Raw genomic sequence first — 18,144 nt, 5'->3', positions numbered from 1 at the left:
ATATTGGTTATCGGGGCAACAGCGGTATTTTTCACACCCACGTCGTCGCCCCCACAAGCTTATGCAAATAATAATTCCACCGCATCATCGCCATAGGCATAACGCAGTTCCTGCAGTTGCTCATCGCTGGGATTAATGCGCCAGCTATCACCCAGCTGAATATCACAGCGCGCAACCGAGTTATAGAAATCCAGCACCACCGGGCAGCCGTTATCCATACGCTGCAGCAGGCGTTTTAAATCATTGCAGAATTCATCTTCCGAACGTTCACCATCGACACGGATACGCAGCGCTTTGGCAAAGGTCAGACGCGCCTGACTGATTTCCATGGCCGCCCGCCCGGTGGCTTTTAAACCGCCCGAATAATCATCGTGGGAAACCAATGCTTCTACCACCAGCACACGGTCTTTCGCCACGACTTCGCGCACCTGTTCATAAATATCCGAGAACAGCGCCACTTCAACCCGGCCGGTGCGGTCATCAAGGGTCACAAAGCACATATTGTCGCCGCGTTTATTTTTCATCACGCGCATATCCACCACCAGCCCCGCCAGTTTTTGCGGCGCCTTGGCTTCCTGTAAATGCGACAATTTATTCGGCACCAGCTTGCGCACTTCGTGTTCGTATTCATCGAACGGGTGGCCGGTAACAAATAAGCCCAGGGTATCTTTTTCGCCCTGTAAACGTTCTTTCAAGGACCAGTCGCGCAAATGACGGTAACGTTCGTAAGGGTCGGCACCAACGGCTTCTTCCTCCTGCACCTCACCGAATAAATCCATCATACCGGCCGCTTCGTTCGCGGCTGTCTGGCCTGCACTCTTAATCGCATCTTCCAGGCTGGCCATTAATACAGAACGTGGTGCTGTACTTTCCAGACGGTCGAAGGCACCGCAGCGCACCAGAGCTTCCAGCACACGTTTATTAATTTTTTTGCCGTCGACACGCTGGCAGAAATCGAATAAATCCTTAAAAGGCCCTTCGCTGCGGGCAGCAATAATGGCCGCTATCGGGCCTTCACCCACGCCTTTTACCGCGCCCAGACCATAAACGATGGCACCGTCATCATTTACGGTAAAACCAAACTGGCTCTGGTTAACATCCGGCAGTACCAGCTCCAGTTCCATCTCACGGCATTCTTCGATAAAGGTCACAACCTTATCGGTATTCTGCATATCGGAGGTCAGAACCGCGGCCATAAACGGCGCCGGGTAATGCTGCTTTAACCACAGTGTCTGGTAAGACACCACCGCATAAGCCGCGGAGTGCGATTTGTTAAAACCGTAACCGGCGAATTTTTCCACCAGATCGAAAATCTTCATCGCCAGATCAGGATCAACGCCCTGCGAAGCGGCGCCGTCACGGAAGGTGTCGCGCTGCTTGGCCATTTCTTCCGGCTTTTTCTTACCCATCGCCCGACGCAGCATATCCGCGCCGCCGAGGGTATAACCGGCCAGAATCTGGGCGATCTGCATAACCTGTTCCTGATAAACGATAACGCCGTAGGTCGGTTCCAGCGTTTCTTTCAGGCTTTCGTGTTCAAAATCAGGATGCGGATAGGCCACCTTGGCGCGGCCATGTTTACGGTTAATAAAGTCGTCCACCATGCCCGACTCCAGCGGCCCCGGACGAAACAGGGCCACCAGTGCAATCATATCTTCGATATTATCCGGCTGCAGGCGGCGGATAAGATCTTTCATCCCGCGTGATTCCAGCTGGAATACCGCGGTGGTCTGGGCGGCTTTTAATAATTTATACGACGGCTCATCGTCGAGCGGAATCTGACTGATGTCGACCGGTGGCAGATTTTCTTTGGCGCGTTTGCTGTTAATGGTTTTCAGCGCCCAGTCGATGATGGTCAGGGTGCGCAGACCGAGGAAGTCGAACTTCACCAGACCCGCTTCTTCCACATCGTTTTTATCGAACTGGGTCACCAGACCGGTGCCGTCAGGCTCACAGGCGGTGGCCGAAAAATCGGTTAATTTGGTTGGCGCAATCACCACACCACCGGCGTGCTTACCGGTCTGACGGGCAATACCTTCGAGCTTCAGCGCCATTTCCCAGATTTCCTGGGCTTCTTCGTCTTCGTCGAGGAATTCTTTTAACAGGGCTTCCGACGCCAGCGCTTTTTCCAGCGTCATGCCCGGATCGCCGGGAATTAATTTGGATAATTTATCAGCCAGACCGAAGGATTTTCCCTGCGCCCGCGCCACATCGCGCACCACCGCTTTTGCCGCCATAGTACCGAAGGTCACAATCTGCGATACCGCTTCACGGCCATAAGTGTCGGCTACGTAAGCAATTACCTGCTCACGGTTTTCCATACAGAAGTCGATATCGAAGTCGGGCATGGATACCCGTTCCGGGTTCAGAAATCGTTCGAACAGCAGATCGTATTCAAGCGGATCAAGATCGGTAATTTTCTGAGCGTAGGCCACCAGCGAGCCGGCACCGGAACCACGGCCCGGACCGACCGGAATATCGTGGTCTTTAGCCCACTGAATAAAGTCCATTACGATCAGGAAGTAACCGGGGAACCCCATCTGAATAATAATATCCAGCTCAAAGTTCAGACGGTCATCATAGGGTTTACGCTTTTCGGCATATTCCGCTGAGTCTTTCGGAATACCGGCCAGCACCACGTCCAGTCGTTCTTCCAGACCCACCTGAGAAATCTTACGGAAAAAATCCGCCTCACTCATGCCTTCCGGTATCGGATAATCCGGCAGGAAGTATTTACCCAGCAACACTTCCACTGTACAGCGTTTGGCAATTTCGACGGTATTGTCGATGGCCGATGGAATATCGTTAAACAGTTCCGCCATTTCTTCTGCACTGCGGAAATACTGCTGCTCGGTATATTCGCGCGGCCGGCGTTTATCTTCCAGCGCATAGCCCTGACCGATCGCAACACGGGTTTCGTGCGCTTCAAAATCTTCGGCGGCTAAAAAGCGTACGTCGTTAGTGGCAACCAGAGGCACACCGCAGCGCGCTGACATGGCGATACCGGCGCGGATAACCGCTTCTTCACCGGGACGGCCGGTACGCTGTAATTCAAAATAAAAACGGTCGGGAAAGTGCTGCAGATATTCGCGCACCAGAATTTCGGCGTCAGAAACTTTGCCTTTAATAACCCGCTGGCCGACATCACCGTCGCGCCCGCCGGATAAAATAATCAGTCCGGCATTTTTCTCGAACAGCCATTCTTTTTTAACAATGGCTTTATCGTAATGCTGGTTTTTGGCGTAAGCACGGGAGATCAGTTCGCGCAGCCCCAGATAACCATCGGGGTTCAGACAGAGTGCGGTGATGCGGAACGGCTGGGTGTTGTCATCCGGGTTTTCCAGCCACAGGTCAGCGCCCAGTACCGGCTTAACCCCGGCGTCCATGGCACTTTTGTAGAACTTAACCAGGGCGTACATGTTCGCCTGATCGGTCAGCGCGACCGCCGGCATACCCAGCTCCGCGACTTTACCAATCAGCTTTTTAACGCGGATGGTGCTGTCGTACAGCGAAAATTCGGAGTGAACCCGGAGGTGTACAAAGCCCTGTGACATGAACGGACGCCCTGACCAGCAAAAAGGAGCATTGTAACGGATTTTGCGCCCATTGGATTCAGTTGTGCGCCGGATTCAGCACAGCCCCATAGAGCTGCGGCTTACACTACCTGAGGTAAGTCCGGCCCGCCCATGCCGGGAGGCTGATCCGGGTTTTTGAAAGGGTCAGGAGAGTCCGGCTCACCGTCGTGCCAGATGCGCCCCAGATAGTCGTGGATAGCGTCATCAATCCTGCCCTGCAGGCCGCTGAGGCCCTGATTGCCGAACAGACGGTTGAACTCGAACACATAGGGATAATGGCCTACCATGGCAATATCGAACCCGCCGTGGTCAATGCCAAGCCCCAGAGCCAGCTTCTCAACCAGCGCACAGGCTTCCGGCGGCAGAATACCGGCTTCAATCTGGCCGCCCTTGGCGACATTGTTATAAAAACCACGATCGGCCTGAATCCGCCAGTAACCGCCAATAATGCGATCGCCCACCCAGACGATGCGCAGGTCGCGGTCAATGGGCAGATATTCCTGCGCATAAATCACCGGTGACAGTGCCAGATAGCGGTTCCAGTCAGCCTGAGTTTCAATCAGGAATACACCATCTCCCATACTGCTTTTGGGAATTTTGGCGACGAAAGGCAAAGGTAAGGTATCCCATACCCGTTCGGCATTGGCCGGGGTATTGGCTTCGATCAGGGTCCAGGGCACATGCTGCGGCGCGATGGTCTGAAAACAGCGCGTCATTTCGACCTTATCATGGCCGATGTAGTAACTCGCCGGACTGGGAAATATGCGCTTTTTTAAGCCATACAGCAACGCGTTCACCTGCCAGTATTGCGGAAACAGAATGCCATCAGCCGCGATCAGCAGATCGAGATGATGATTCATCAGTTCCGGTTTCAGATACTGGGTTTGGGCAAAATGAAGGGTGCGGTAAGGATCAAAAGAGATCAGCTGCATGGATCACACTGGCGCAGTCGGAGCCTGAGTAAAGGGGCAGCGATATTAGCAATGGCCGGATTCCGGCTCAGCGAAATTTTTTGCTGCTGACGATAAAGCTTTTACTCGGCCATTGATGCTGCCCCCGCGCGGAATTCGCTCTGAACAACAAAGCACTCTATGATCAGCCTTCCGAAAACTGCAGGGATACACATGTAATGCACCGGTTCGCCACTAAGGGCTGCGGCCTGCGAAGCAGAATCCTGACCATGATGATGCTTATCAGCCTGGCGTTGTTAAATGGTTGCGGCACACTCATTGCCCGCTCGGACAGTAGCCCGGTTGATGCCCGCTACTATCCGGGTACTCAGGGAAGTCTGCTGTTGCTTGGCCTGGACGGCCATACAGGCGAAGCCAGCGGCGAAATGGTGTTCTGCTGGATGTCTGTTGTTTGCCCGCTGTTCACCCTGATTGCCCTGCCGGTTGATATAACCCTCGATACTCTCCTGCTGCCTTACGATGCCCTGAAGCCGGAAAACAGCAGCATGGCAGACAAGGCTGAATAAAGTCTCCCTGCCCCCTTGCAATAAGGACTGTATATAAATACAGTACAAGCCTTATTCATAACCGAGGGATCACATTATGTTGCATGGTAGCTGCTGCTGCGGAGCCGTAAAATTCACCCTGTCCAGCCCACCGACCATGATGGGAACCTGCCACTGCACCCGCTGCCGCAAAGTCGGAGCCAGTGCTCTGGTATTTGTTAAGCGCGATGCTTTTCAGCTGACCTCCGGCGCTGATGTAATCAGCACCTACAAACCGGAAGCGCCCTATATGTACAACCGTTGCTTTTGCTCAAAATGCGGTACATCGCTGGGCGAGGTAACCTCCGACAACGAAACCTTTCCGGTATCTGCGAACTGCTTTGACGATGAACTGAATCTCAGTAACAGCTTTCATGAGTTCGTTAAAGAAAAGCCGCACTGGTATAAGATAGGCGATGAAGCAAAACAATTTCAGGAGCATCCGCACAGCTGAAAAAGCCGTGTTATTCTCAGGCATCAGGGTGACGATAAGCGCCGCCCTGTTACCACACAGCAGAAAGAAAATGGATATTCAGAAAGCAACAAGCGCCGATACCGAAACTATCCAGGCATTAATTTCAGCGATCTCCGAGATTGATGTACTGCCCTTATTCAGCGCCGACGGTCAGCGTGAATATAAACAGCGCGTTCTGCCGGATATAGCAACAACCATGGATGAAAGCCGTTTCGTCACACTGAAGGCGCTGAACGCTCATCAACTGGTTGGCTTTGCAGCCCTGCGTGATGGCAATTATCTGACCCACCTGTTCGTGGCGAAACAGACTCAGGGCTGCGGGCTCGGAAAGCAACTGCTGGACGCCGTACTGGCATCCACCAGCGCTAAAGAAATCAGCCTGCGCTCGTCACTGAATGCGGCCGGCTTCTACCGCCGCTATGGTTTTAAGGCGACGGGCGAGGAAGCAGCATTCAATGGCATCCGCTTTATACCCATGACGCTGATACGCGACTGACCAAAAACTTCCATAACATACACACAATAAAAAAGGAGCCGAAGCTCCTTTTTATCAGGTCGGTTTTTTATAGCTTTTACGTAATTGCTTACGTGCTTTTTCAATCTTAATCTTACGTTTATTTTCTGTCCGTTCCACCGCATCCGCACGCTTTTTACTGCTGTGACGGATTTCTTTCTCTTTGCCGGAATACGGGTTATCGCCCTGACGGAATTCCATACGGATCGGCGTACCTTTAATTTCCAGCACGCGGCGGAAGGTATTGGCCAGATAGCGTTTGTAGTCTTCCGGCAATTCTTTCGCCAGATTACCGTGCACCACAATAATGGGCGGGTTAGAGCCACCCTGGTGGGCATAGCGCAGTTTTGGCCGGCGGTTGCGTACAACCGGTGGCTGATGACTGGCCGTTGCGTCTTCCAGAATACGGGTCAGCATATTGGTCTGCCATTTCGCCATGGACGACTGGTAAGCCTGATCAACCGAATCGTACAGATTACCCACGCCGGTACCGTGCAATGCCGAAATAAAATGCATTTCGGCAAAGGTTAAGAAATCGAAACGACGATCAATTTCGGTTTTTACCCGCTCTTTGGCGTCCGCTTCCATGCCATCCCATTTATTGATGGCAATCACCAGCGCCCGGCCGGAGTTCAGCACGAAGCTGAGCATATGTAAGTCCTGCTCGACGATACCGGTACGGGCATCGAGCACCAGAATACAGACATGACAGTCCTGAATGGCCTGCAGGGTTTTAATAATGGAGAATTTTTCCGCCACTTCGGAAATATTCTTACGGCGGCGTACACCGGCGGTGTCGATCAGGGTGTATTCCTGACCGTGACGCTCGTAGGGAATATAAATACTGTCGCGTGTGGTGCCGGCTTCATCGAATACCACCACCCGGTCTTCACCGAGAAAACGGTTAACCAGAGTCGATTTCCCCACGTTCGGGCGGCCTACCACGGCAATTTTAATACCTTTAACGTCGAGCTCTTCGTGTACCGGGGCTTCTTCGCCGGCCAGTTCACGGAAGTAGTCGTCATCGTCCTGCGGCAGTTCGCCCAGCACGTATTCGATCAATGCGCTGATGCCACGGTTATGCGCCGCAGCAATCGGCAGCGGTTCACCCATACCCAGTTCAAAGAATTCACCCAGCACCAGATCGGGGTTTTTACCGTCAATCTTGTTGGCCACCAGATAGGCGTCTTTACCGCTGCGGCGCAGATATTCAGCAATCATACGGTCGCCGTTGGTAATACCGGCACCAACATCGACCATAAAGAAAACGATATCCGCGTCTTTAATGGCCTGGAAGCTTTGCGCGGCCATGGCCTCGTCGATGCCCTCTTCCTGGCCGCTGATACCACCGGTATCAATCACGATGAATGGCACATCACCAACCTTGCCCTCACCGTACTTACGGTCACGGGTCAGGCCGGCAATTTCAGCCACCAGCGCATCACGGCTTTTGGTCAGACGGTTAAACAGCGTGGACTTGCCCACGTTGGGACGTCCGACCAGAGCAATCACAGGGACCATGATCAGAAAACCTCATTTAAGAAATAAAACAGGCGTCGCTATACGACGCCCGGTAAAAAACATTGGCTGATACCGCCGGCGTCAGTCGGTCTGAACGCTCAGCAGCAGCAGTTCACCGGCATTGGTATACACCAGCAGACCTTTATCAGTGGCAACTAACGGACTGCGGATGCCCATATCGCGGCCACGCAGCGCACGCCAGTTGGTGCCTTCCGTCTGATTAGGATAGTTGACGTGCAGTGGTTTAGGGCGCAACAGTTTACGTCCCACCAACTCGCCATCCACCTGATTCATAATGTGCAGATAGCCTTCGCCATCAGCGACTGCCAACCAGCTGCCATAAGCACTGGTCTGCCCGAGGCGGCGACCATGCAGTGCTTTCTGAGTCCAGACCGGCGCGCCACTGGCCATGTCATAGGACTGGATGTGATCACTGTCGAGGGTCAGGTACAGGTTGCCCAGCGCCAGTTCCGGACTGGTGTAGGTTGAACCTTCTTCTTCCCAGCGGGTTTCGCCATTGAGCGAAACGGCTGCCAGTTTGCCGTGGTAGCTGGCCGCATAAATAATGCCGTTATCCCAGATCGGTGCGCCATCAACATCCACCAGACGCTCCAGCTCAGAGCGGCCATCCGGCGTTGCCAGGCGCACGTCCCAGCGCGGAATACCGAGGGTCTTATCCAGTGCCACCAGTTTGCCGGTGGCAAAACCGGTGATCACCAGCTGATCCAGCACCAGCGGCGTGCCGGTGCCGCGCACAGTCAGTACCGGCATCGCAGTTTCGTAAGACCAGGCCTGCTTGCCATCCGCCCGTTCAAAGGCTGTAACACGACCGTCAACGGTGTGTACAAACACCCGCTTAGCGTCGGTACCCGCTGGTGCGACAGACTCACTGGTCATACGTGAACGCCAGATTTCAGAGCCGTCGGCACTGTTCAGGCAATGCAGAAAACCGTCACGGGTAGCAACAAACAACTGACCGTTGTCTTGCGCCACACCTGCCGTTACCGGCTGCTCCAGGTCCACATTCCACTGTTCGCTGCCATCGGCCAGATCCAGCGCGTAGACCTCACCGGAAGTGTCAGCCATAAACACGGTATCGCCGCTCACCACCGGGCGCAGACGGGTATAAGCCGTACCAGCCCCCACACCAAGCTGCTTACGCCACTCGATGGAGATATCGGTTTCATCGTTGTAATCGGGCAGCCCTGTCTCGTCGGCAGTGTCAGCCGCTTCTGCCTGATTGGCTGGCTGACTGGCACAACCACTCAGCTGCACAGCCAGCAGAGCACTCAACAGGACGACAACAGGACTCAGGCGCATCAGGCGTCTCCGCTCGCAGCCAGATTATCAATCTTACGCTGCAGCTGCTGGGTGTTCAGACCCAGATTCGCAGCGGCTTCCTGCGCACGGACATAAGCCGCACGGGCTTCACTCAGTTCGCCTTTACGGAACAGGGCATCGCCTTTGGCTTCTTCAAACTGCGCGGCATAGGCAGCGTCCGGTACAGTCGCAACCAGCGCCAGCGCTTCGTCCATTTTTTCCTGTTGAATCAGGACATTGGCCAGACGCGCCTGAGCGGTATATTTGATCGGACCTTCGTCAGCCGTGGCAATGATGCTGTTCAGTTCAGCAGCGGCGCTATCAAAGTCACCGGCATCGGCAGCAAAGCGCGCCAGGAACAGAGCACCAAACTGGCCATAACTGGTATTGCCGAAGTCTTTTTTCAGTTGAGTCGCCAGTGCTTCCATTTCGGTTTTAGCCGCTTCATCCTGCTGCGCTGCCGGCTGTGCGACTTTGTCGACCAGCTGTGAGTACAGCATGGAAGCTGCTTCGGCTGTTGCCTGCTGATTAGCCTGATAGCTGTTCCAGCCAAACCAGCCACCGGCAACAATCACGATGGTCGCCAGCAGGCTTTTACCGTTCTCTGCCCACCATTTTTTCAGCAGTTCTGCTTGTTCTTCATCCGTACGATATTCAGTCATGCGTCCACTTCCCCAAAAAAACGAATATTGTGAGTTATTGGTTATTAAAAAGTTTCTTGTGCCAGCCATTCGCCCACGTCGCTCAGCGCCAGCGTCTGCTGCCCACCTTCACCACGCAGATCTTTAACGGTCACAGTACCGTTGGCAATTTCGTCTTCGCCCAGCAACAGTGCCAGATGTGCACCGCTCTTGTCGGCTTTTTTCATCTGGCTCTTGAAGCTGCCACCACCGCAGTGGGTCTGAATGCGTAACCAGCTGTGCTCGTCGCGCAGACGGTCTGCCAGCAGCAGCGCCACCTGAGCACTGCCCTCACCGACCGGACAGATGTATACATCGATGGTCTGCAGCACTTCGGCCGGAATCAGCTCCAGCGTTTCCAGCAGCAGAATCAGACGCTCAACGCCCATGGCAAAACCAACCGCCGGGGTTGGCTTACCACCCAGCTGCTCGACCAGGCCGTCGTAACGGCCGCCGGCACAGACGGTGCCCTGCGAACCGAGTTTGTCGGTGACCCACTCGAACACGGTTTTACAGTAATAATCGAGACCGCGCACCAGACGCTGGTTGATTTCGTACTTCACCCCGGCGGCATCAAGGATGCTGCGCAGCAGAGCAAAGTGCTCGCGGCTTTCGTCGTCGAGGTAATCGTGCAGCTGTGGCGCATCGGCCAGCAGTGCCTGGGTGTTCTGATCTTTGCTGTCGAGCACGCGCAGCGGATTGGTTTCCAGACGGCGCTGGCTGTCTTCGTCCAGCTGGTCTTTGCGCTCGCTCAGATAAGCTACCAGGGCATCGCGGTAATTGGCACGCGCTGCGTTGGAGCCCAGAGTGTTCAGTTGCAGGGTAACCGCATCGGTCAGGCCCAGCTGTTGCCACAGACGCGCGGTCATCAGAATCACTTCGGCATCGATATCAGCCGTGGCCATACCAAAGGTTTCCACACCAATCTGATAGAACTGGCGGTAACGGCCTTTCTGCGGACGCTCGTGACGGAACATCGGGCCGGTGTACCACAGACGCTGCGTCTGGTTGTACAGCAGACCGTGTTCTTCACAGGCACGCACACAGCTGGCGGTGCCTTCCGGACGCAGGGTCAGGCTGTCACCGTTGCGGTCGTCGAAGGTGTACATCTCTTTTTCGACGATGTCGGTCACTTCGCCGATAGAGCGTTTGAACAGCGCGGTCTGCTCCACAATCGGCATGCGGATTTCGTCATAACCGTAAGAAGCCAGCAGGTCTTTCACTGTGCCTTCGAGATACTGCCATACCGGGCTCTGGGCCGGCAGGATGTCGTTCATGCCACGAATGGCCTGGATTTTCGTTGCCATAATGTCCGTTCTTGTCTGGGTCAGCGCTCAGCTGTCGCTGGCAATCAGATTTTTGCGTTCTTCATCGAGGCTGGCGGCGCGTTCGCGGATCATACGCTCAAGGTCATCCACCAGAGTCTCGTTACTCAGTTTGCCGGCTGGTTTACCGTCGATATACACCAGATTCGGCTGCCCACCGGCCAGACCGATATCGGTTTCCTTGGATTCGCCGGGGCCATTCACCACACAGCCAATCACCGCCACACTCATATCGGTGCGGATATCATCAACGCGCATTTCCAGCTCGTTCATGGTTTTGATCACGTCGAAGTTCTGACGTGAACAGCTCGGACAGGCAATAAAGTTGATGCCGCGCGAACGCAGCTTCAGCGATTTGAGCATGTCCCAGCCCACTTTTACTTCTTCAATCGGATCGGCCGCCAGCGATACGCGGATGGTGTCACCGATGCCTTCCCACAACAGCAGGCCAAGACCAATAGACGATTTAACCGTACCGCCACGCAGGCCACCGGCTTCGGTGATGCCAAGGTGCAGCGGCTGCTCAATCTGGCTGGCAATCTGTTTGTAAGCCGCCACGGTCATAAAGATGTCGGAGGCTTTCAGGCTGAGTTTGAAATCCGGGAAGTTCAGGCGATCGAGAATATCGATATGGCGCATGGCGGATTCCACCAGCGCGGCCGGGGTCGGCTCGCCGTATTTCTTCTGCAGGTCTTTTTCCAGTGACCCGGCATTCACCCCGATACGGATCGGAATGCCGTTATGACGCGCCGCATCCACCACCGCGCGCACACGGTCTTCACGACCGATATTGCCGGGGTTGATACGCAGACAGTCAACACCCAGATCAGCGACGCGCAGGGCGATTTTGTAGTCAAAGTGAATGTCTGCCACCAGCGGAATATTCACTTCTTTGCGGATTTTGCCAAAGGCTTCCGCTGCGTCCATGGTCGGCACAGAAACGCGCACGATGTCGGCACCGGCATCCTGAGCGCGCTGAATCTGCGCCACAGTGGCCGCCACATCGGTGGTTTCGGTGTTGGTCATGGTCTGAATGGCAATCGGCGCATCACCGCCGACCGGCACATCACCAACCCAGATTTTGCGGCTTTGACGACGCTTGATGGGATTTTCGAAATGCATGCTCATTATTTGGCTCCGGACAGGGAGTCCTGATACAGACGGTATTCAACCGATTCCGGGAAGTTACGCTTCAGGTCGGTCGCCAGCGCAATCGCCCGCTGAGTGTTCTGCTGCAGCGTTGCCAGCTTAATGCCCAGCCACAGGGTGTGGGCGGTCTGACGCGCCTGCTCGCGCTGCACCAGACGCTCAAAACGATCGTAGTATTTCAGTGACTCATCGTAACGCTGCGCTTCAAACAGCAGGGTCGATATGTTGACCAGCCCATCAACATTGTAAGGAGCAATACGCAGGGTCTGACCGTAGCTGTCGATTGCCTGCTCAGTGTTGCCCTGGCGGTAAGCATTCAGCGCCAGATCGTTGTAGGCTGAAGCACGATTATCGTAATAACGATCGTTGGTAACCCGCTGGAGATTACCCTCGGCTTCATCGTAACGCTTCAGTTGCACATACAAGCGCCCCAGATGGTGGCGTGCCAGAGTAAAGCTGCTGTCGTTGCTCAGCGCTTTCTGAAAATATTCTTCCGCCAGATCCATCTCGCCTTCGGTCTGCCAGACCAGCCCCATGGCATCGTTGGCCGGGGCGTAATCAGGATCAATCGCCAGTGCTTTTTGCAGACGCTGACGCGCCCAGTCCGGACGGCCTTTCTGCAGGTAGCCCAAACCTAACTGGGTATAATTCTCCACCGCTTTTTCCGGTGATTTTTTCTTGGTAAAACGACTTTCAGTGACGGTAACGCAGGAAGCCAGCGTCAGGCTCAGCAGCACTATCAACAGGCTCGCTGCGCGTGTGGTGATTAATTTTTTCATGCCCATCCCGGTCATTTTATTGGTTGCCCTGTGAAGACTCGTCGATCTGCACCGCATTGATATAACGCTCACTGCGGCGCGTGCGGTCCTGAACTTTGCCTACCAGCTGACCACAGGCGGCGTCGATGTCGTCGCCACGGGTCGAGCGGATGGTGACAATATGCCCCTGATTCACCAGATAATCGCGGAAGCGGTACACACGATTGTTACTCGGGCGTTTATAGCCGGAGTTAGGGAAAGGGTTAAACGGAATCAGATTGATTTTGCACGGCACCTGTTTCATCAGCACGGACAGCTGCTCCGCGTGCTCCATCTCATCGTTAACGCCTTCCATCATGGTGTATTCGATGGTGGCCTTACGACGGTCCGGCAGTTTCGCCAGATAACGGTTAGTGGCCGCAATCAGCTCTTTAATCGGATATTTTTTATTGATTGGCACCAGCTGGTTACGCAGCTCGTCATTCGGTGCGTGCAGCGATACCGCCAGTGATACATCGGTAACATCGCCAAGCTTATCCATCATCGGTACGACGCCGGAGGTGCTCAGGGTGACACGACGCTTGGACAAGCCATAGGCGTTGTCGTCCATCATCAGGTTCATGGCATCGACCACGTTGTCGAAGTTCAGCAGCGGCTCGCCCATGCCCATCATCACCACGTTGGTAATACGGCGTTCGCGACGCTCGCCCGGTGCATGGAAGCTCATAGCCGCCACGTATACCTGACCAATAATTTCCGCCACGCTGAGGTCGCGGTTAAAACCCTGTTTACCGGTGGAGCAGAAACTGCAGTCGAGCGAACAGCCGATCTGCGAGCTCACACACAGGGTGCCCCGGTCTTTTTCCGGGATATAAACGGTTTCGACGGCACTGCCGCCATCCATACGCATCACCCATTTACGGGTGCCGTCTTTGGAGAAATCTTCGTAAATCACTTCCGGCAGGCGGATCTCACACACTTCGGCCATGCGCGCACGCAAGGGCTTACCCATGTTGGTCATGTTGTCGAAGTTGGCTTCGCCATATTGATGAATCCATTTCAGCATTTGCTGAGCACGGAATTTCTTCTCGCCCATATCCGCGAAGAAGGCTTCCATTTTGGCGGGCGATAAGCCCAACAGATTAATTTTTTCTGGTGTTTCGGACATCAATTGGTTACCTGAGGCCTGTTGGCACTGGTGCATCCCGGAGGATTGATCAGAGGGCATTCCTGCCCTCTGAGTTCCACTCATTAACGTGAGCAGATTTCGTCGGCAGCGAAGAAGTAAGCGATTTCGCGCTCAGCAGAAGCTGCAGAGTCAGAACCGTGTACTGCGTTAGCATCGATGCTTTCAGCGAAGTCAGCGCGGATAGTACCGGCAGCCGCTTCTTTAGGGTTGGTAGCACCCATCAGTTCGCGGTTAGCAGCGATAGCGTTTTCGCCTTCCAGAACCTGTACAACAACAGGACCAGAAGTCATGAAAGACACCAGATCTTTGAAGAAAGGACGCTCTTTGTGCTCTGCGTAGAAACCGCCCGCTTTTTCGTCGTCCAGTTTGATCATTTTAGCGGCAACAACTTTCAGGCCAGCTTTTTCGAAACGGGTCAGGATTTCACCGATTACGTTTTTGGCCACAGCGTCTGGTTTAACGATGGACAGAGTGCGTTCAACAGCCATTTTTAGCTCCCAAGGGTAAATTATCAGGGTTACGGAAAATAAAACCCGCGGATTATACGCACCTTTTCATTAAAGTTGTACGCGTACGCGGGCGCGCTGGCGGATTATTTGACCGCCAGCGGCAGGAAATACGGAACTCAGCGATCAGCCGCGCAGCATCTGCACCACACGCGTAACTTCACTCAGGGCAAAACCGATCTCTTCGGCCGTAGTGAAACGCCCGAGACTGAAGCGCAGACCGGCATGGGCCAGCGCATCGCTGCGGCCAATGGCCTTCAGCACATAGGAAGGCGCAACCGTCGCCGAGTTACAGGCCGAACCGGAAGACACCGCCACCTTAGCCAGCGAGGCCAGCAGGATCTCACCATCCACGCCGTCAAAGCTGACGTTCAGATGATTAGCGGTACGCTGCTGCGTATGGCCATTCAGATACACCCCACCCAGCGCCTGCAGCCCGTCCCACAGACGGGCCGACAACGCACGGATACGGGCTTCATCGGCCGCCAGCCCTTCCTGCACCAGACGTGCAGCCTCACCCAGACCCGCCAGCTGATGGGTTGGCAGCGTGCCGGAACGCATACCGCGCTCATGGCCACCGCCGTGCATCTGGGCCGCCAGCTTCACCTGCGGTTCACGGCGCACATAGAGCGCGCCAATGCCTTTCGGGCCATAGAATTTATGCGCGGATACCGACAACAGATCGACCTGCCAGTCTCTGACGTTCACAGCAACTTTACCCAGCGCCTGAGCGGCATCCACATGCAGATACGCCGGGTGATCTTTTAACAACTCGCCGATGGCGGCGATATCGGTAATGGTGCCCAGCTCGTTATTAACCGCCATCAGACTGACCAGGCAGGTATCGTCACGCAGGGCATCAGCCACCTGCTGCACACTGATCAGACCATCGGCATCCGGCGCCAGATAAGTGATTTCAACCTGATGCTGCGCCTGCAGCCAGGCACAGACATCCAGTACCGCCTTATGCTCAATGGCTGAGGTAATAATGTGCAGCGGACGGCCGGCATCGTCAGCACGCAGCGCTTCGACCACACCTTTTAAGGCCAGGTTGTTGGACTCGGTTGCACCTGAGGTCCAGACGATTTCACGTGGATCGGCGGCGAGCAGATCAGCCAGCTGGCGCCGGGCATTTTCCACCACCTGCTCAGCCTGCCAGCCATACCGATGGGAACGTGATGCCGGATTACCAAAGGTACCATCCAGAGTCAGGCAGGCTGCCATCACCTGAGCCACACGGGGGTCGACCGGCGTGGTCGCTGCATAATCGAGATAGATGGATTTCATGGGTCACCGCTGGAAAATCTGAAACCTGAGGCGGCGCATTGTCCGCGCTGCAGCGCTCAGGTCAAGGGGCGCTCAGATCAAGAAGAGCACTCCGGTCAAGGACCGGCCATTCAGCCGGTAATGTCTTCTGTACTCAGTACTGCATCAATACGGTTTCGTGTATTGCTGTCCTGACGGTCGGCGGTATTACGGATCTCTTTACGCTGAATCAGTTGCGCCAGCGTGATGCCGCGCAGAAATGCGTGAATCTGATCACTCAGCTCCAGCCATAAATGATGGGTCAGGCACTCTTCGCCATCCTGACAATCACCACGGCGGTTGCAGCGCGTGGCATCCATGGATTCGTTTACCGCGTCCACCACTTCAGCCACATTAATATCACTGCCATCACGGCTCAGGCGATAACCACCACCCGGGCCACGCACGCTGGCGACCAGACCACCACGGCGCAACTTGGCAAACAACTGCTCCAGGTACGACAGGGAAATGCCCTGACGACCGGAAATATCATTCAGACTTACCGGCCCGTCCTGCGCATGAATCGCCAGATCCAGCATGGCCGTCACCGCATAGCGGCCCTTGGTCGTTAAACGCATGGTCTATCCCCCACATAAATCGTGGTGGCATTATGCGTATATCCGACTATTTCAGTCAACTTTAGCCTGCATGCCTTTACATAACAAAACACGCCGGACTGGTTTCAGTGCTTTTCCACACCCGGACCAGCACTGTCAGCCGTTTCGGCACTGTCAGCATCGTCACTACTGACCGCTTCGCTGAGGCTGACAAAGGTTTCCGCCTCAAGCTGCGGCAGCGCCTCAGAGCAGGTGCGGTCACCCAGATCGTGCAGCGCTTTGCACATGGTGTCGATTTTACGGTCCACCGCGTGCATGTGATCCATCAGGTTATGGATGGAACGGGCAATCGGATCGGGCATTTCGTCAGCCATACCATAAGCATCAAAGCCGATTTTCTCGGCGATTTTGCGCCGCTGCTCATCTTCAGCCGTACTCGCTTTACGCACAATACGACCCGGAATTCCGACCACCGTGGCGCCTTCAGGAACTTCTTTAGTCACCACCGCATTGGAACCGATACGGGCGTTTTCACCGACGACAATCGGCCCCAGCACTTTGGCGCCGGCACCGACCACCACGCCATTTTGCAGGGTCGGGTGGCGCTTGCCTTTATTCCAGGTAGTACCACCCAGCGTCACGCCGTGATACAGGGTACAGTCATCGCCGATTTCAGCGGTCTCACCAATCACCACGCCCATACCGTGGTCGATAAAGAAACGCCGGCCAATGGTTGCTCCCGGATGAATCTCAATACCGGTCATCCAGCGGCTGAAGGTCGACAGCATGCGCGCCAGCCATTTAAAGCCCTTGCGCCACAGCCAGTTGGCCACCCGGTAATGCAGCAGAGCATGCAACCCCGGATAGGTGGTGACCACCTCAAAGGTATTGCGCGCTGCCGGGTCACGCTCAAATACACTGGCAATGTCTTCACGCAGTTGTCTGATCACTCAGTATCCCCTTGTGTTTTATGGCTGGTGTCGCCCTGACGCTGTACCGCCGCCAGAATGCCACGCAAAATATTCACTTCTGTTTTGTCCGGTGCAGCGCGCTGATACAGACGGCGCATACGGGACATCAGGTGCTTCGGAGTATTGGGGTCAAGGAAGCCGATATCAATGAGCACAGTTTCCATATGACGGAACAGTCCATCCAGCTCGCCCTGGGTTGCCAGCGGATAATCCCAGGGCACGCCCCAGGCTCCGGCCTCATCTTCCGGTTCGGCTTCGGCGCGGAAATCATCCGTCACCAGTGCCAAACGCATTTCATAGCACAGCACCTGAATGGCCTGGGCAACATTCAGTGATGAGAAGTTTTCGTCGGTCGGAATATGCACGTGCGCGGTACACAGATGCAGCTCTTCATTAGTCAGACCACGGGATTCACGGCCGAACACCAGCGCCACTTCATTACCGGCGGGAATCATTTCCGCAGCTTTTGCGGCCGACTGGCGCGGCGACATCAGCGGCCAGGGAATATGGCGGCTGCGCGCGCTGGTGCCAATCACCAGACCACAGTCGGCAATGGCGTCTTCCAGCGTCGGTACGATGACCGCGTTGTGCAGAATATCTTCTGCGCGCGAAGAACGTTGGATCGCCTCTTCGTCAATGCTGGCGATCGGATCAACCAGCACCAGCCGGCTCAGGCCCATGTTTTTCATCGCACGGGCGGCCGCTCCGATATTGCCGGAGTGGGTGGTATTAACCATTACGATACGGATTTTATCGAGCATAACGCCTTGTCTGCGCCGCAACGGCGCTTATCGGAGAATGGCG

The 18,144-nt window shown here is 55.0% G+C and carries 17 protein-coding genes; 3 read left to right on the top strand and 14 right to left on the bottom strand.

Annotated features, from left to right (window positions below; translation table 11 throughout):
- Positions 1–59: 59 nt before the first annotated feature.
- The gene (gene dnaE / locus MT343_RS05925) at positions 60–3,554 is read right to left on the bottom strand and encodes a DNA polymerase III subunit alpha (protein WP_145469218.1); all 3,495 of its coding nucleotides are present in this window, start codon (positions 3,552–3,554) and stop codon (positions 60–62) included.
- 101 nt (positions 3,555–3,655) lie between these two features.
- Complete coding sequence (locus tag MT343_RS05920) at positions 3,656–4,507, bottom strand: ATP-grasp domain-containing protein (RefSeq protein WP_145469217.1); 852 nt, start codon at positions 4,505–4,507, stop codon at positions 3,656–3,658.
- 248 nt (positions 4,508–4,755) lie between these two features.
- Here MT343_RS05920 and MT343_RS05915 point away from each other — a divergent pair, with 248 nt between their 5' ends.
- The 3 genes from MT343_RS05915 to MT343_RS05905 all read left to right on the top strand — a co-directional run bounded on the left by MT343_RS05915 (position 4,756) and on the right by MT343_RS05905 (position 6,041).
- Positions 4,756–5,052, top strand: coding sequence for a YceK/YidQ family lipoprotein (locus tag MT343_RS05915; RefSeq protein ID WP_186435924.1), 297 nt, complete (start codon positions 4,756–4,758; stop codon positions 5,050–5,052).
- Positions 5,053–5,128: 76 nt separating this feature from the next.
- Positions 5,129–5,524: a GFA family protein gene (locus tag MT343_RS05910; protein WP_145469215.1), complete on the top strand. Its 396-nt coding sequence runs from the start codon at positions 5,129–5,131 to the stop codon at positions 5,522–5,524.
- A 70-nt stretch (positions 5,525–5,594) separates the two neighbouring features.
- Entirely contained in the window at positions 5,595–6,041 is a 447-nt protein-coding gene (locus MT343_RS05905) for a GNAT family N-acetyltransferase (protein ID WP_145469214.1), read from the top strand.
- A 54-nt stretch (positions 6,042–6,095) separates the two neighbouring features.
- On the opposite strand, the gene der is transcribed toward MT343_RS05905, so the two are convergent.
- The 12 genes from der to MT343_RS05845 form a co-directional block, all read right to left on the bottom strand.
- Entirely contained in the window at positions 6,096–7,580 is a 1,485-nt protein-coding gene (gene der / locus MT343_RS05900) for a ribosome biogenesis GTPase Der (RefSeq protein WP_145469213.1), read from the bottom strand.
- 81 nt (positions 7,581–7,661) lie between these two features.
- Positions 7,662–8,900: an outer membrane protein assembly factor BamB gene (gene bamB, locus MT343_RS05895; RefSeq protein WP_145469212.1), complete on the bottom strand. Its 1,239-nt coding sequence runs from the start codon at positions 8,898–8,900 to the stop codon at positions 7,662–7,664.
- Positions 8,900–9,562: a YfgM family protein gene (locus MT343_RS05890; protein ID WP_186435923.1), complete on the bottom strand. Its 663-nt coding sequence runs from the start codon at positions 9,560–9,562 to the stop codon at positions 8,900–8,902. Before MT343_RS05890 ends, bamB begins: the two co-directional genes overlap by 1 nt.
- A 44-nt stretch (positions 9,563–9,606) precedes the next feature.
- Positions 9,607–10,887 carry a histidine--tRNA ligase gene (gene hisS / locus MT343_RS05885; RefSeq protein ID WP_145469210.1) on the bottom strand — a complete coding sequence of 427 codons (1,281 nt, stop codon included), beginning with the start codon at positions 10,885–10,887 and terminating at the stop codon, positions 9,607–9,609.
- Between the two features lie 27 nt (positions 10,888–10,914).
- Positions 10,915–12,027, bottom strand: coding sequence for a flavodoxin-dependent (E)-4-hydroxy-3-methylbut-2-enyl-diphosphate synthase (gene ispG / locus MT343_RS05880; RefSeq protein ID WP_145469523.1), 1,113 nt, complete (start codon positions 12,025–12,027; stop codon positions 10,915–10,917).
- Between the two features lie 5 nt (positions 12,028–12,032).
- Positions 12,033–12,833: a tetratricopeptide repeat protein gene (locus MT343_RS05875; RefSeq protein ID WP_186435922.1), complete on the bottom strand. Its 801-nt coding sequence runs from the start codon at positions 12,831–12,833 to the stop codon at positions 12,033–12,035.
- Between the two features lie 16 nt (positions 12,834–12,849).
- Positions 12,850–13,980, bottom strand: coding sequence for a 23S rRNA (adenine(2503)-C(2))-methyltransferase RlmN (gene rlmN / locus MT343_RS05870; RefSeq protein WP_145469208.1), 1,131 nt, complete (start codon positions 13,978–13,980; stop codon positions 12,850–12,852).
- A gap of 83 nt (positions 13,981–14,063) precedes the next feature.
- A complete protein-coding gene (gene ndk / locus MT343_RS05865) occupies positions 14,064–14,489 on the bottom strand; it encodes a nucleoside-diphosphate kinase (protein ID WP_145469207.1) in 426 nt (141 codons plus the stop codon).
- Positions 14,490–14,633: 144 nt separating this feature from the next.
- The gene (locus MT343_RS05860; protein ID WP_145469206.1) at positions 14,634–15,794 is read right to left on the bottom strand and encodes an aminotransferase class V-fold PLP-dependent enzyme; all 1,161 of its coding nucleotides are present in this window, start codon (positions 15,792–15,794) and stop codon (positions 14,634–14,636) included.
- Positions 15,795–15,904: 110 nt separating this feature from the next.
- Positions 15,905–16,390, bottom strand: coding sequence for a Fe-S cluster assembly transcriptional regulator IscR (gene iscR / locus MT343_RS05855; RefSeq protein WP_145469205.1), 486 nt, complete (start codon positions 16,388–16,390; stop codon positions 15,905–15,907).
- A 104-nt stretch (positions 16,391–16,494) separates the two neighbouring features.
- Entirely contained in the window at positions 16,495–17,319 is an 825-nt protein-coding gene (gene cysE / locus MT343_RS05850; protein WP_145469204.1) for a serine O-acetyltransferase, read from the bottom strand.
- Positions 17,316–18,101, bottom strand: a complete 786-nt coding sequence (locus MT343_RS05845; RefSeq protein WP_145469203.1) for an RNA methyltransferase — start codon at positions 18,099–18,101, stop codon at positions 17,316–17,318. Before MT343_RS05845 ends, cysE begins: the two co-directional genes overlap by 4 nt.
- Positions 18,102–18,144 lie beyond the last annotated feature (43 nt).

This window comes from Venatorbacter sp. C2-1 (genome assembly GCF_022832715.1).
Classification (GTDB): Bacteria; Pseudomonadota; Gammaproteobacteria; order Pseudomonadales; family Oceanobacteraceae; genus Venatoribacter; species Venatoribacter alkanivorans.
This window is presented reverse-complemented; position numbering and strand designations above follow the sequence as displayed.

Bases quoted from the DNA above. Each gene is read 5' to 3' on its own strand.
- dnaE (WP_145469218.1), bottom strand. From the start codon at position 3,554: ATGTCACAGGGCTTTGTACACCTCCGGGTTCACTCCGAATTTTCGCTG.
- MT343_RS05920 (WP_145469217.1), bottom strand. From the start codon at position 4,507: ATGCAGCTGATCTCTTTTGATCCTTACCGCACCCTTCATTTTGCCCAA.
- MT343_RS05915 (WP_186435924.1), top strand. From the start codon at position 4,756: ATGATGATGCTTATCAGCCTGGCGTTGTTAAATGGTTGCGGCACACTC.
- MT343_RS05910 (WP_145469215.1), top strand. From the start codon at position 5,129: ATGTTGCATGGTAGCTGCTGCTGCGGAGCCGTAAAATTCACCCTGTCC.
- MT343_RS05905 (WP_145469214.1), top strand. From the start codon at position 5,595: ATGGATATTCAGAAAGCAACAAGCGCCGATACCGAAACTATCCAGGCA.
- der (WP_145469213.1), bottom strand. From the start codon at position 7,580: ATGGTCCCTGTGATTGCTCTGGTCGGACGTCCCAACGTGGGCAAGTCC.
- bamB (WP_145469212.1), bottom strand. From the start codon at position 8,900: ATGCGCCTGAGTCCTGTTGTCGTCCTGTTGAGTGCTCTGCTGGCTGTG.
- MT343_RS05890 (WP_186435923.1), bottom strand. From the start codon at position 9,562: ATGACTGAATATCGTACGGATGAAGAACAAGCAGAACTGCTGAAAAAA.
- hisS (WP_145469210.1), bottom strand. From the start codon at position 10,887: ATGGCAACGAAAATCCAGGCCATTCGTGGCATGAACGACATCCTGCCG.
- ispG (WP_145469523.1), bottom strand. From the start codon at position 12,027: ATGCATTTCGAAAATCCCATCAAGCGTCGTCAAAGCCGCAAAATCTGG.
- MT343_RS05875 (WP_186435922.1), bottom strand. From the start codon at position 12,833: ATGAAAAAATTAATCACCACACGCGCAGCGAGCCTGTTGATAGTGCTG.
- rlmN (WP_145469208.1), bottom strand. From the start codon at position 13,980: ATGTCCGAAACACCAGAAAAAATTAATCTGTTGGGCTTATCGCCCGCC.
- ndk (WP_145469207.1), bottom strand. From the start codon at position 14,489: ATGGCTGTTGAACGCACTCTGTCCATCGTTAAACCAGACGCTGTGGCC.
- MT343_RS05860 (WP_145469206.1), bottom strand. From the start codon at position 15,794: ATGAAATCCATCTATCTCGATTATGCAGCGACCACGCCGGTCGACCCC.
- iscR (WP_145469205.1), bottom strand. From the start codon at position 16,390: ATGCGTTTAACGACCAAGGGCCGCTATGCGGTGACGGCCATGCTGGAT.
- MT343_RS05845 (WP_145469203.1), bottom strand. From the start codon at position 18,101: ATGCTCGATAAAATCCGTATCGTAATGGTTAATACCACCCACTCCGGC.